This is a genomic window from Komagataeibacter sp. FXV3 (assembly GCF_015155755.1).
GTDB lineage: Bacteria > Pseudomonadota > Alphaproteobacteria > Acetobacterales > Acetobacteraceae > Komagataeibacter.
In genome coordinates, this window is sequence record NZ_VWPI01000131.1 from 78180 (window position 1) to 91541 (window position 13362).

The following is a 13362-nucleotide window of genomic DNA, read 5'->3' on the forward strand; positions in this document are numbered from 1 at the left end:
GCAGCATGTCAGGACCGGAAACGGCGGTGATAATCGGCATTATACAGTGCGCTTTCACGGAAATCATGCGTGCCCAGCGCCCGGCCAACCAGCACCAGCGCCGTACGCTCGATCGGGTTTTCAGCCAGTTTTGCACAGATGTCGCCCAGCGTGCCGCGCAGCACCAACTGGTCGGGCCATGTTGCCCGCGCCACGATGGCCACGGGGCAGTCCGCACCGTAAAACGGCGTCAACTGCGCCACGATCTGGTCCAGTACGTGAATGGCCAGATGGATCGCAAGTGTCGCCCCGGTCGCGCCAAAAGCCGCCAGCTTTTCCCGTTCCGGCATGGCCGATGCCCGGCCGCTGACACGGGTCAGTACCACGCTCTGCGCCACTTCGGGCACCGTCAGCTCACGCCCCAGCACGGAGGCGGCAGCGGCAAAGGCAGGCACACCCGGTGTCATGGTCCATGGAATGTTATGGCGGTCCAGACGGCGGATCTGCTCGGCCACGGCGCTGTAGACCGACAGGTCGCCCGAATGCAGGCGGGCGATATCCTGTCCTGCCGCATGGGCCCGGAGGTATTCCGCTTCGATCAGGTCCAGCGTCAGGGGGGCCGTGTCCACCAGTCGCGCATCCGGTGGGCAGTGTTCCAGCATTTCGGTTGGCACGATGGAGCCTGCGTACAGGCAGACCGGGCATTTCGCCAGCAGGTCGCGCCCGCGCAGGGTCAGCAGGTCGGCAGCACCCGGGCCTGCGCCAATGAAATGTACGGTCATGCATTTTCTCCCTGTGCCATGGCACATGTTGCGTGGGTGCCGGTCAGGCGCGGTACGATCAGGCGTGACCGTGCCCCCGCCGCCGCCAGCGCACAGCCTTCCGCCACCGACGCCACCCCCAACGCCGCCTGCGCGCGGACGGAACGGGTGATGCAGCGTGGCTGTGCGGCGGCCAGTTCATCGGGTGTTACGGCGCGCAGCGTCAGGCCCAGCCGGGTGATTGCGGCCTGCAGCCCGGCTTCGCGGTAGCGGAAGGCGGGCACGGCCACAAGGTCCGGCCGCAGGCCGCAGCGTTCATGGGCCTTGCGCAGCAGGTCAAGGATCACGTCCGCAGCACACCCGCTGCGCAGGCCAAGTCCCGCGACGATCATGCCGGCCCGTCTGCCATGCGGGTGACAGCGTAGCTGGTCACGGTCATGCCGGGACGGAACCCGTGGAAGCGCCCGATGGCCTCCAGTCGTTCCACCTGCATGCGCGTAAGCGTACCACCCCAGCGGGCATGGGCGGCGATGACCGCTGCCTCGCTTTCCAGTGTCACGGCATTGGCGACCAGCCGCCCGCCCGGTCGCAGGGCGCGCCATGCACCGTCCAGCATGCCGGGATTGCTTATGCCTCCCCCAATGAAAATGGCGTCGGGTGGGGGCAGGCCATCGGTCGTAAGGGTGGGCAGGACAGCAGGGGCTTCCCCTGCCACGACATGCAGGCCGGGTACGCCCAGGTTCAGGGCGTTATGGGCGATACGCGCCCGGCGGTCGGCTGATTTTTCAATGGCGACGGCCCGGTTGGCCGGGTGGCGCAGCATCCATTCAATGCTGATGGACCCTGATCCCCCGCCAATGTCCCACAGTACCTCGCCGCGTCGCGGGGCAAGGGCGGACAGGGTCGCGGCCCGGATCTCGCGCTTTGTGATCTGCCCGTCATGGACGAACAGGTCATCGGGCAGGCCGCAGGCCAACGGGATGACCAACGCATCCCGCGTGGCCACGATTTCCAGCGCCATCAGGTTCAGCCGGGGCGGACGGGGCGGATCTGTCGCCGCCATGTCCGCGACCGTGCCGGTGTGGTGTGTCTGCCCTGTTCCGCCCAGCGCACCTAGCACATGCAGGATGGACGGCCCGAAACCGCGTTCATGCAGCCAGCGGGCAAACCGCGCCGGGCTGTCTTCATCCGCCGACAGTACCACCAACCGCGCACCGGGCTGCAGGGCGGGGGCCACGGCCTCCATCGGGCGACCGCACAGGGACAGCAAATTTATGTCCTGCTCCGCCCAGCCCAGCAGGTTGCACGCCAGCGCCACGCAGGATGGCGCGGGATGACAGGCCATTTCCCCCATCGGCACATGACGGCGCAGCGTGGTCCCCACCCCGAACAGGAACGGATCCCCCGACGCCAGCACGCAGACGGGCTGCCCCCGATGGGCCAGCACCTGGGCAATGCCATCGGCAAAGGGGTGCGGCCATGCCAGCGTGCGCCCGGTTGTCACCGATGCCGCAAGTGCCAGGTGACGCGCCCCCCCGACCACCAGCGTGGCCCCCGCAATCAGGGCGCGGGATGCGGGGGGCAGCCCCTCGACACCCTCTTCGCCAATGCCGATAACATGCAGCCATGGGGTGGTCATGCGTAGGCCCCGTTGCATGCGAGGGAGAAAAGATGCGGGTTCTGGTTCTGGGCGGCACGACGGAGGCCCGCGCGCTTTACGGACTGCTGGAACATGCCCGCGCGCGTTTTGATGCCACGGTTTCCCTCGCCGGGGTTACGCGCGCGCCGGTGCTGCCCCGGCTTGCGGTCCGCATTGGCGGGTTCGGCGGGGTGGATGGCCTGTATGACTGGCTGCTGGCGCACCGGATTGACGCGGTCATTGACGCCACCCATCCCTTTGCCGTGCGCATGGGCGCCAACGCCGTGCAGGCATGTACGCGGGCCGGTATTGCGCTGCTGCGCGTGGAACGCCCCGGCTGGACGCCAGTTGAAGGGGACCACTGGATACGGGTGGTTGATATGCAGGCCGCTGCCCACGCGCTGGGCAGTACGCCGCGTCGTGTGCTGCTTACGGTGGGGCGCAAGGACCTGCTGCCCTTCCATCATGCAGACGTGCATGACTGGCTGCTGCGCAGTGTGGACCGGCCGGATGCATCCCTGCTGCCACCCGGTGCGCGGGTATTGCAGGCGCGCGGCCCCTTTGATGTCGCGGCGGAGGAAGCCCTGCTGCGCGATGAACGGATTGATGTGATCGTTACCAAGAATTCGGGCGGAACCGCCACTTATGCCAAACTGGCAGCAGCGCGCGCGCTCGGCCTGCCGGTCATCATGGTGGACCGGCCGCCTGTGGCCGCCGCCCCCACCGTGGCGGACGCGGCGGGGGCCATGGCATGGCTGGAGCGCCTTTATGCGCACGACTCCTCCACCCGGCGGGAGGTATAGAGCCATTTGCCGCCATCCGCGCGGTCGATCACATGGGTCAGCGGGCAGCCGATCAGTACCAGCGTGCTCATGTCCACCTGTTCGGGATCGGCCTGGGCAATATCGGTCAGGATAACCCGTTCATCCGGGCGACCGATCGCGCGGGCGAAGGCTACGGGCACATCGCCGGGCAGGATGGTGCGCAGCAGGTCCAGCGCCTCGCCCAACTGGTCGGGCCGGGCCTTTGACCGCGGGTTGTACAGCGCAATGACCAGTCCCGCGCCCGCGGCGGCGGCCAGCCTGCGATGCACGACTTCACGTGGCTTGAGGTTGTCGGACAGGGAAATGACACAGAAATCCCCCCCCAGCGGCGCGCCCAGCCGGGCGGCGGCGGCCAGCACGGCGGAAACACCCGGTATGACCGTGACATCCACCCCCCGCCATGCGACGGGACCATGGTCGATGGCCTCGAACACCGCGCTGGCCATGCCGAATACGCCCGCGTCGCCGCCGGATACGACCGCCACGGTTCGTCCCGCCAGTGCGAGTTCAATGGCATGGCGTGCCCGGTCCAGTTCCACGCGATTGTCGGAGGCATGGCGCGCGACCGCTGGCCCGGCCTCGACCCGCGCGACATAGGGCGCGTAGCCGATCAGGTCGGTGGCCTGCGCCAGTGCGGCACTGGCCTGCGGCGTTATCTGTTCCGGCGATCCGGGACCAAGCCCCACGATGAAGATGCGCCCATCCGTCCGCGTCATCGCGCATCCTCCCGCCCGGGGACCAGGATGATGGAGAAATACGGGGCCGGTCCCGTCATGTCGGTCAGCTTCATCCAGCGCTGCTGCGGCTGGGTCGCGCGTTCGACATAGATCGCACGGTCCTCGCGCCCCGCATGGCGCAGGGCGTCGCGCACCTTTTCAAGATTGCGGCCCAGTTTCATGATGACGGCGGCATCCGCCCGTTCCAGCCATGTGGTCAGTTCTGCTGCATCCAGCGTGCCCGGAATGACGCACAGCACGTCATCACCATGCACCATCGGCTGGCGTGCCGCCGACCAGCATCCGCCCATGGCGGTAATGCCGGGCACGATGGTACAGGCAAAACGTTCATGCAGCCGGTCAAACACATACATGGCCGATCCGAACAGGAACGGGTCCCCTTCACACAGCAGGGCCACGTCCCGGCCATTTTGCAGGCGGGTTGCGATCTGTTCGGCGCATTCATCATAAAACGCGGCCATGCGCACAAGATAGGCCGGGTCGCTGACCGGGATTTCGGTGGTGAAGGGATAGGCGAAACGCAGGGTCTCGGCCTGTTCGGGCAACATGTCGCCCGCGATCTGGCGGGCATGGCCGGGGCGGTCATGGCGGCAGAACCATGCCACCGCCGGGCTTTCACGCAGTATGCGCGCAGCCTTGACGGTCATGAGTTCCGGGTCACCCGGCCCCATGCCAAGGATGGACAGGCGGCCCGTAGCAGGACTGGCGTTCATTCCGCTTCACTCGCCAGCGCGTTGACGGTGGCCGCCGCCATGGCGCTGCCGCCCAGACGGCCACGTACGATGATGAATGGCAGGTCACCAAATTCCGCAAGGGCTTCCTTGGATTCGGCAGCACCGACAAAGCCGACCGGCATGCCAATGACCGCTGCCGGCCGGGGTGCCCCCGCGCGGATCATTTCCAGCAGGTGAAACAGGGCGGTCGGCGCATTGCCAATGGCCACCACCGCGCCATCAAGCTGGTCACCCCACAGGTCCATTGCCGCGGCCGAGCGGGTATTGCCGATTTCCTTGGCGATTACCGGCGTGCGCGGGTCGCGCAGGGTACAGATGACCGGGTTGCCGGCAGGCAGGCGCGCGCGGGTCACGCCGTGGGCGACCATGTTCGCGTCACACAGGATGGGCTTGCCCGCCAGCAGGGCCGTGCGCGCGCTGCTTACGAAATCGGGGGACATGCGGATGGATTTCACCACATCCACCATGCCGCAGGCGTGGATGATGCGTACGGCCACGCGGGCTTCCGCCTCGCTCAGTCCGCTCAGATCGGCTTCGGCGCGGATGATGGCAAAGGAACGGGCATAGATCGCCGCCCCGTCATGAATGTAGTCGTACGGTTCCGTCTGCGGGGTCATGCCGGTTCAGTTCTCCCGTGGCGTGGGGTGGCGTCGGTGCGTGCCGGGGACCAGCCCCGCACGATCGGATGTATCTGTGCCAGTGAAAGCCCGATGTCCACAGGCGTATTGTCCGCCCGGCCATGCGGGCACAGGCCATAGCCGTCCGGTCCCGCCACCAGCGTGATGTCGGCCGGGGCCGGATGGGCGCATCCCTTGGCGCAGCCCGATACATGCAGGCTGATACCCGGTGGCAGGTCGGGGGCCAGAGCATGGGCATCGGCAATGACGTCGCGCGCGGCGCACGCACAGCCCCGCGTGCCGATGCACGCCCATATACGCAGGCGCGGATCATCTGCCCGCGTAATCAGGCCGGGCAGGGCAGGCCGTACAGCGCAGTGTTCCAGCACGATCGTCCGCCACGGGGCCACGCGCATATGGCCGTTGCCGCGTTTGTCGCACCACCGCGCGATGTCTTCGAACATGCCCGCCGTAATGGGACCGGGCGGCAGTACGACCCCCATGGCATGACCGGGCAGGGGGCCAGCCAGTACGGGCCGGTGCGCACGGGCGGCGGGGACGGTTATCGCATCGCCCATCCCGGTGCGGGCAAAGGCGGCCTGCCCCAGCGTGGGATCGCGCAGGGGACGACTGGCGGGTTGCATCGCCGCCAGCGCATGCGCCAGGGCCACAACAATGCGTGCAACATCCGCGCCGGCACAGGGCAGGGCGCGATTGCCGCACGCCACCATCCATCCGTTATCCGTGGCGCGGGCAACAATATCCCCCCGCAGCGTACCCGTCGGGATATGTCCACCGCATTCCACCGCAATCACGAATTTGGCGGGTAGCCCGCACAGCGTATCGGCAGCGGCAAGGGCAGCATCCAGCGCGTGGATCACGTTCGGCGCATCGGGTGCGCTGTCGGGGTCGATTCCCGCCAGGGGGGAAAGCAGCAGCCCGCGCCGGGCCTCGGTCGCGGCATCAATGCTGGCCAGACCGGCCGCATGCATGTCACGGGCGAAGGCACGGGCGCTGTCGGATGTCAGGCCGCGCAGCTGCAGGTTGCCCCGGCTGGTCAGTTCGATCAGCCCATTGCCATGGGTCCGGGCCGCATGGGCGATCTGCCGGGCCTGTGCCGAGGACAGGCGGCCCAGCGGCGGACGCACACGCACCAGCCAGCCGTCGGCCGCTTCCATCGGGGTATGCAGGCCGGGGCACCAGCCGCGCACGGTGGGGGCTATGGTCATGGCTGCGGGTCCAGCAGCATGGCGGCGGAATTGCTGCGTGGCCGCCACAGGTCCCGGCGCAGGGCATCGGCCAGCAGGCGGTGGATGGCGGCATGGGCGTCAGGGTTGGCATGGCGCAGGAAGGCGTCCATTTCCACATCATCCAGCAGGGCGCGGAAGGTCAGGTCAAACTGCCGGTCAAAGCGTGCGGGCACGGTTGTGGCGAACCCGTGCAGGGCCTGTACCCCGCGTGCGATTTCGGCAGCGCCCCGATAGCCGTGGCGGCGCATGCCCGCCAGCCACGCCGGGTTGGCCAGCCGCCCGCGCGTGACCCTGGCCACTTCCTGTGCCGTGGCGCGCAGGCGCGGCGCATCGGGGCGGGAGGTATCGCCATGCAGCAGGCGCGGCGCATTGCCCAGCATGCTGGCCGCCGCCGCCATGCCGCCTTCATGGGTGGCCATGTCGGCACTTTCCAGAATATCGGTTTCGGCATTATCCTGCACATGCAGCAGCACCCCCGCCCCCGCCATGCGCGCGGCCAGTGCGTCGGGCTGGCGCTGTCCCTCCCGCCCGCCGCCATAGGTCCATGCCGAACCCTTCAGCCATGCCTGACCCAGATCGTCCCGTGTCGTCCATTCACCATGTGCCAGCGGGTCTTCCACCCCGGTGCCGTAACTGCCCGGCGCCGCGCCAAACATGCGGGCGGTCGCGACCTGCAACGTCGTCCCGTCCAGCCCCGTCGCCTGCGCCGCCAGGGGATTGAGGTCAGGGGCCTCGAAACCGCGTGCGGCCACGGCCTGTACCGCCTGTTCAAACAGGGCGATCTGCCCCGGAAAGGCATCACGGAACAGGCCGGACAGGCGCAGCGTCACATCCACGCGCGGACGGTCGAGTTCGGCCATGGGAATGATCTCGATTCCCGTCACCCGTCCCGATGCGCCATCCCATACCGGGCGCACCCCCATCAGCAGCAGCGCAAGGGCCAGGTCCTCGCCCCCCGTGCGCAGGCTGGCCGATCCCCACAGGTCGATGACCACGCTGCGCAGCGGTTCGCCCTGATCCTGCAGGTGCCCTTCCAGCAAAAGCGCCGCCGTGCGCTGCGCCAGCACCATGGCGGAGCGGGTGGGAATGGCGCGTGGGTCCATGGCATACAGGTTGCGCCCCGTGGGCAGCACGTCGGCCCGGCCCCGCGTGGGTGCGCCCGCCGGTCCCGCCGGGACAAACCGCCCGTCAAGGGCGGCCAGCAGCGCCGTGCTTTCGGCATCCCCGCAGGCCAGCAGGTGCCTGGTGATGTCGTCCGTCGCCATCCCGCCGCATGACCGTGCGATGGCCTGCGCCAGTTCGGGCGTACGCGGGGGCGGATTGCCGAATACATGCAGCCCGTCGCGAATCTGCAGATCCTTGACGTCACACAGATAGGCATCAAGCCGGGCGAGGGCTTCGTCCTCGTCATCCGTGCGGGTCAGGCCGGATTCATTCAGCAGGCCAAGGCTGTCGGCGCGTTGCAGGATTTCCCCGCGCAGGATCGCGCCCCGCCTGCGGTCCAGCCCGTCGGCTGCGGCATATTCGTCAATCAGGCGCTCCAGATCGCCCGTATCGGCCCCCGCCGTGCCAACAGGCACGATGGGGGGCGTCATGTGGCCGATCGTGACGGCCCCCAGCCTGCGCCGCGCGGCGGCTGCCTCGCCGGGATTGTTGACGATGAAGGGGTAGATGACGGGCATGCCGCCAGCCAGCACCGATGGCCAGCACGTGGCCGAAGGGGCTGCAGCCTTCCCCGGCAGCCATTCCAGCGTGCCATGCGTGCCCAGATGCACCATGGCGTCCAGCTGCCGTTCATGGCGCAGCCACAGGTAGAACGCGACATAGGCATGGCGGGGCGGCGTGTCGGGGTCATGGTAACCCGCATGCCGGTCGGTCGTGGCCCCGCGATCGGGTTGCAATGCCATGAGGACACGCCCGGCATGGACATGGCGCAGGCAGAACTGGCCATCCCTGACCGTGGGGTCATCTTCCGGCGTGCCCCAGCAGGCAGTCAGCGCATCCTGAAGCGCTGCGGGCAGTGCCGTCAGCCACGCGCGATATGTGGCGACGGAAACGAAGGGCCGTGCCGGTGCGCGCGCCAGCATGTGGGCCAGCGCGTCCGGCGTGGGCAGGGCGGCATGGCCCGTATCGTAACCACCGTCGCGCAGCAGGCGCAGGATATGTGCAAGGCTTGCGAAACTGTCCAGCCCCACGGCATGCGCCGCCTGTCCCGTGGGCGCGCCCTGCGCGCCGGGGTAATCGGACAGGATGATCCCCACCCGTCGCGTGGCGGGCGGTTCATGCCCCAGCCGTGCCCAGCCCACCGCGCGCGCGCAGGTCAGGTTGATGCCATCGGGATAGGGTTCATGGCGCGCGGGCAGGCCGGGAGCCGTTTCTTCCTTGAAGGAAATGGGGCAGGCGGGAATACGGCCATCCAGTTCGGGCAGCACCACCTGCATGGCCAGATCGGCCTGCGACAGGCCACGCACGCTGTCGCGCCATACGGTGTAAGGAATGCCCGGCTGCTGCACCTGCAGCACCGGCACGCCCGCAAGGTCCAGCGGGGAGCGGTTGTCGTCGCCCGCGCGGGCGGAAAAGAAGGTGGCGTTTATGATGACATCCGGCGGGCTTGCCGCCAGCCGCGCGGCCACGACGCGCGCGGAATCGGGGTTCTTGAGCGACGTGACATAAACAAGGTCCGCCCCCATGCCGTGGCGGGCCAGTTGCGCCGCAAGCTGCGTGATGGGCGCGATGTCCCCCGCCAGCAGGTGCGCGCGGTAGAATACCACCATCGCCCGCAGCGGTAGTGTCGGGTCGGCAGCATGCAGCACTTCGGCAGGCGGCAGGGGAACGGGGGCGGTTGCATCATCCGCCCCGCGTCCGGCCAGATGCGCCATAAGCCGCAGGGCAGCCTGCATATTGGCCGTGCCGCCGGTGCGCAGCAGCGTATCAAGACGGGTGCGTACGGATTCGGGCACGGTGGAAAGCGCGGCAAGACGCGGGTCATCACGCCCGTCGCCTGCCACGAAGGCCAGCGGGATTCCGGCCTGCTGGCACGCGCGCGACAGTTCTTCCGCACCGTAGCGCCAGTATTCCACGCCGCCGAGCAGCCGGACCACCACGCAGCGCGACTCCATGATCGTATCGGCCACGTACAGGTCGATGGACATGGGGTGCAGCAGGCGCGACAGCGTGGCCGTGCGCAGGGTCGCAGTTGGCGCGCCCTGTGCCGCATGGGCCGCGTTCAGGCACAGAAGGTCACTGTCCGAAAAGGACAGGAACACGATATCCGCCGGGGCGTGCCCCAGGTCTTCCGCCTGTTCGCCGTCCTCCAGCGTGCGGACCTCACGTGCAAGCAGATGCATGGTGGCTGCCCCGTTTTCGGCTGACCTGCCGTCTAGCCCTGCGCCAGGGCTGCTGTAATGGCGGACTGGTCCATGCCCTTCTGGCCAATGACCACAAGGCTGCCCGTGCGCGGTGCACCCGGCGTCAGGGCGCGGTCGAACTGGTGGCGGAAGCGGTTGCCCACCCCCTGCACCGCAAGGCGCATCGTCTTGCCACGCACCGTGGCGTAGCCCTTCATGCGCAGGATGTCGTGCTGTTCGGCCAGTGTTTTCAGGCAGGCGATGAAGCCTTCGACACTGTCCTGTTCGGGGACGGGGGCGACGAAGCTTTCAAAATCATCATGCTCGTGTTCGCCACCTTCGGCATCATGGTGCGACGGACGGGCGGCGAGGTCGTCTTCCGCCGCTGCATCAAGGCCCAGCAGGATGGCAGGGTCCACCTGTCCATCGGTCGCGCGCACCACCTTGACCACGCGCGGGATCTCGGCGCGGATGGAGGCTTCCACCGCATCGGCCTGTGCCGGGGTCATGAGATCGGTCTTGTTCAGCACCACAAGGTCGGCCGACAGCAGCTGGTCCTCGTACACCTCCGCCAGCGGGTTGTCGTGGTCCAGTGACGGGTCGGCGGCCTGCTGGCGGGCGACTTCTTCAGGGTCGTCGGCAAAGCGGCCGGCGGCGACGGCGGGGCCGTCCACGACCGTGACCACGCCATCGACCGTCATGCGGGTGCGGATGGTGGGCCAGCCAAATGCCTTGAGCAGCGGCTTGGGCAGCGCCAGCCCCGATGTCTCGATCACGATATGGTCGGGCGGGGTCTCACGGTCCAGCAGCGCCTCCATGGTGGGCAGGAAGTCGTCGGCCACCGTGCAGCACAGGCAGCCATTGGTCAGTTCCACGATATCCTCGTCCCGGCATCCTTCCACGCCGCAGGCGCGCAGCGTGTCGCCATCAATGCCCAGCGTGCCGAATTCATTCACCACGATGGCAATGCGCTGGCCCTTTGCATTGGCCAGCACGTGGCGCAGCAGCGTGGTCTTGCCCGCCCCCAGAAAGCCGGTGATGACGGTGACGGGTACCTTGGCGCGGGCCGTGGTGGATGGGGTCATGGCGATCAGGCTCCTGAAAAAAGGGCGGTAGGGAAACGGCCACGCACCATGTCCGACAGGCTGGCGGGGCGGCGCGATGGCATGACGGTGCCGCTGCGCGACGCGCCGTAAGCGGCGATATAGGTCATGAGGTCCGCTGCCTTTTCCGGGCCAAGATTGGCCAGCAGCCAGCCCCATTTGCCCGGCATGGCCACCACGGCGGTGCAGCCGTCATTGCAGGCGGCAAGGCAGTTGACCTCATGCACTACAACCTGCGGATTATCCGCTGCCAGCGCCTGCATGGCATCAAGCAGCTGGCGTCCGGGCGGGTTGTCGGATGCGGGCAGGCCACGGCGGCAGGTCACGCAGACATGCAGGTGAACGGGGCCGGGATCCGTCGGTTCGGGTGGTGCGGGAGTGCTCATTACGGTGCATGCCCTTTCGCGGCGTTGCTGCGCGCGGGCAGCGGTGGGCGGGGTGCACGGTCATGGCTTTGCGTTCTGCGCGGGGGCAGGGCGGTCGCCTGTCGCGTGCCGGGCACCCCGCCGGCCATGCGATCGAATTCGGTCCTGTTATGTCCACCTGCGGGCGGACATGATGGCAGGTCTCCTGGCTTGTGGCGGAGGGTGCCGCGGTCAGCGCCCTCGATCCCGGCGGCCTTCCCGGTCCCGATCATGGGGCCAGTGGCGCATGCTGGCCCGCAAGACGCGGACCGGGCCGGGAAACAGCCACCTACAGTTGCGGGGGCAGCGACGGAATTGCCGGTATGGCGCACCGTCTTCCCTATTCTCCCCCACGGGGGGGAACCATCAGCGGCGGATTTAGACGATTGATCCCCGCACTGTCAAAGAAACCCGGTGTGCAGGCGCATGCCATGCGGTCATGGCAGTGGTGCGCCACAGACAGCCACGCGCCATGCCGCATGGCGGGTCAGGCATGTCCGGGTCAGGGGCGCGATATCCAGTCGCGACAGCATGGAAGCGGTTCCGCCAAGGGCGGCCACCACGATCGCACGGACGACCGTGGTATCAGCCACTACCATGATCCGTGCGGGTGTGGGCGGCAGGGTTTCAAGCCATCGGGCCACGCGGTGCAGGTGTGCCGCCCGGCTTTCCCCGCCCGGCGGGGCGAAACCGGCATCGGCAATCCAGCGCGCAAGATCGGCGGGGGGCAGGTCTTTTAACGACTGTCCTGCCCATGCCCCCATATCCGGTGCGTGCAGGGCCGGTTCAGGCGTGGCGGGGTCTGTGCCGAAAACCGGCATGGTGGGGGGAAACAGGATCTGTCCGGCATCCAGGATGTGCCGTGCAAGACTGGCGGGCAGCGGACATGTTTCGCCATGCATCGGGAAAACGCCACGGCGCACGCAGGCGGGGACGGGCAGCGCGATGCAGGTCAGGGTCTGGTTCATGCCATGCCGCCCTGCGTGTGGGGAAGGGGTGGGATATGCAAGGGAATGATTGACCTTCCATGTCAATTTTGAAAACATGGACCCAGATCCGGTTATGGGAAGGGCGGCCTGATGTGGTGCGTTCCCCGCATGCTGCTCCGGGTCGCACGTGATCCATGGAGTTACCAGTATGAGCCAAGATACATCCGTTCTGTCCAGCACCGCTGTCGCTGCACCGCAGGTTTCCATCCCGGTCCGCGACCTGCTGCCGTGGGGTGTGTTCGGGCTCGTCCTGGCGTCGCTGCTGATCTATTTCGTGGGGGCCGAGCAGGGTGCGACCTCCCTCATCTCCGGCCATTACGTGCATGAATTCGTGCATGATGGCCGTCACCTGCTGGGTTTCCCCTGCCACTGAATCAGGGCGGCGTGCCTGCGATGGCGCGACGGTGAATGAAGGACGGCATGCCCCGGTGGGCATGCCGTTTTTTGTTGTGCGTGTTGAAGGACCATTCCTTGAGGTATGGTCAGGAAAGCCGACTTTTTGAAAAAAGGCGGCCTCCGGAAACGTCTGATTTATTTATCAGCCGATTATTCCAAATGGCCCTGAAAATCCGGTCAGGAAACATCCTGCGGATCATAAGAAAGTTTTTGGTGAAGCTTTTTTCAAAAAGCTTGGGAAAACGGCGGCCGCTTTAAAAAAACAGCATCGCAAAAGTCTTTCAGGGACGGATCAGGCCATATTGATGACGGTCCGCCCCCGGATATGACCGGCAAGGATGCGCGGTGCGATCCCGATGGCGTCGGCCAGGGGCGCGTCGTGCAGCATGCTGTCCAGCCGCGCGGGATCGATATCGCGTGCAAGGCGGGTCCATGCGGTCATGCGGCGTGGACGCGGGCACATCACGCTGTCGATTCCCTGTAGGCGTATGCCGCGCAGGATGAAGGGCGCCACCGTCAGCGGCAGCGTCAGCCCGCCCGCCAGTCCGCAGGCCGCCACCGTGCCCCCGTACTGGACAGAGG

General features: G+C 67.4%; 13 protein-coding genes, 1 pseudogene and 1 riboswitch. Of the genes and pseudogenes, 2 read left to right on the forward strand and 12 right to left on the reverse strand.

Translation table 11 applies throughout. From position 1 onward, the window contains the following. Positions 1-8: 8 nt before the first annotated feature. Genes cobM through cbiE form a run of 3 tightly spaced genes read right to left on the reverse strand, consistent with a single transcriptional unit; the run spans position 9 to position 2379 of the window. Complete coding sequence (gene cobM / locus F1542_RS12030; protein WP_193733244.1) at positions 9-761, reverse strand: precorrin-4 C(11)-methyltransferase; 753 nt, start codon at positions 759-761, stop codon at positions 9-11. Then, the gene (locus F1542_RS12035; RefSeq protein ID WP_193733245.1) at positions 758-1132 is read right to left on the reverse strand and encodes a cobalamin biosynthesis protein; all 375 of its coding nucleotides are present in this window, start codon (positions 1130-1132) and stop codon (positions 758-760) included. The genes cobM and F1542_RS12035 overlap by 4 nt, the downstream gene beginning before the upstream one ends. Beyond that, positions 1129-2379, reverse strand: a complete 1251-nt coding sequence (gene cbiE, locus F1542_RS12040; RefSeq protein ID WP_193733246.1) for a precorrin-6y C5,15-methyltransferase (decarboxylating) subunit CbiE — start codon at positions 2377-2379, stop codon at positions 1129-1131. The genes F1542_RS12035 and cbiE overlap by 4 nt, the downstream gene beginning before the upstream one ends. A 32-nt stretch (positions 2380-2411) precedes the next feature. On the opposite strand from cbiE, the gene F1542_RS12045 reads away from it, so the two are divergent. Beyond that, positions 2412-3182 carry a cobalt-precorrin-6A reductase gene (locus F1542_RS12045; protein ID WP_193733247.1) on the forward strand — a complete coding sequence of 257 codons (771 nt, stop codon included), beginning with the start codon at positions 2412-2414 and terminating at the stop codon, positions 3180-3182. Here the strand turns inward: F1542_RS12045 and cobJ are convergent. The 8 genes from cobJ to F1542_RS12085 form a co-directional block, all read right to left on the reverse strand. After that, positions 3146-3919, reverse strand: a complete 774-nt coding sequence (cobJ, locus tag F1542_RS12050) for a precorrin-3B C(17)-methyltransferase (protein WP_193733248.1) — start codon at positions 3917-3919, stop codon at positions 3146-3148. The genes F1542_RS12045 and cobJ overlap by 37 nt on opposite strands. Next, positions 3916-4653 (reverse strand): precorrin-2 C(20)-methyltransferase, encoded by a 738-nt coding sequence (locus F1542_RS12055; protein ID WP_193733249.1) that lies wholly within the window; start codon positions 4651-4653, stop codon positions 3916-3918. The genes cobJ and F1542_RS12055 overlap by 4 nt, the downstream gene beginning before the upstream one ends. Next, positions 4650-5291, reverse strand: a complete 642-nt coding sequence (locus F1542_RS12060; protein WP_193733250.1) for a precorrin-8X methylmutase — start codon at positions 5289-5291, stop codon at positions 4650-4652. Before F1542_RS12060 ends, F1542_RS12055 begins: the two co-directional genes overlap by 4 nt. Next, positions 5288-6520 carry a precorrin-3B synthase gene (cobG, locus tag F1542_RS12065; RefSeq protein ID WP_193733251.1) on the reverse strand — a complete coding sequence of 411 codons (1233 nt, stop codon included), beginning with the start codon at positions 6518-6520 and terminating at the stop codon, positions 5288-5290. Before cobG ends, F1542_RS12060 begins: the two co-directional genes overlap by 4 nt. Then, positions 6517-9888, reverse strand: a complete 3372-nt coding sequence (gene cobN / locus F1542_RS12070; RefSeq protein ID WP_193733252.1) for a cobaltochelatase subunit CobN — start codon at positions 9886-9888, stop codon at positions 6517-6519. The genes cobG and cobN overlap by 4 nt, the downstream gene beginning before the upstream one ends. 32 nt (positions 9889-9920) lie before the next feature. Then, a complete protein-coding gene (cobW, locus tag F1542_RS12075; protein WP_193733253.1) occupies positions 9921-10973 on the reverse strand; it encodes a cobalamin biosynthesis protein CobW in 1053 nt (350 codons plus the stop codon). Between the two features lie 5 nt (positions 10974-10978). Next, complete coding sequence (locus tag F1542_RS12080; RefSeq protein ID WP_193733254.1) at positions 10979-11377, reverse strand: DUF1636 domain-containing protein; 399 nt, start codon at positions 11375-11377, stop codon at positions 10979-10981. Positions 11378-11533: 156 nt separating this feature from the next. Next, a riboswitch (cobalamin riboswitch) is annotated at positions 11534-11778 on the reverse strand. Positions 11779-11832: 54 nt separating this feature from the next. Further along, positions 11833-12363: a histidine phosphatase family protein gene (locus tag F1542_RS12085; RefSeq protein WP_193733255.1), complete on the reverse strand. Its 531-nt coding sequence runs from the start codon at positions 12361-12363 to the stop codon at positions 11833-11835. A gap of 169 nt (positions 12364-12532) precedes the next feature. On the opposite strand from F1542_RS12085, the gene F1542_RS12090 reads away from it, so the two are divergent. Beyond that, positions 12533-12757 carry a CbtB domain-containing protein gene (locus tag F1542_RS12090; protein ID WP_193733256.1) on the forward strand — a complete coding sequence of 75 codons (225 nt, stop codon included), beginning with the start codon at positions 12533-12535 and terminating at the stop codon, positions 12755-12757. Between the two features lie 315 nt (positions 12758-13072). Here F1542_RS12090 and F1542_RS12095 read toward each other — a convergent pair. Then, a pseudogene (locus tag F1542_RS12095) lies at positions 13073-13362 on the reverse strand (oxidoreductase); the annotation flags it as partial.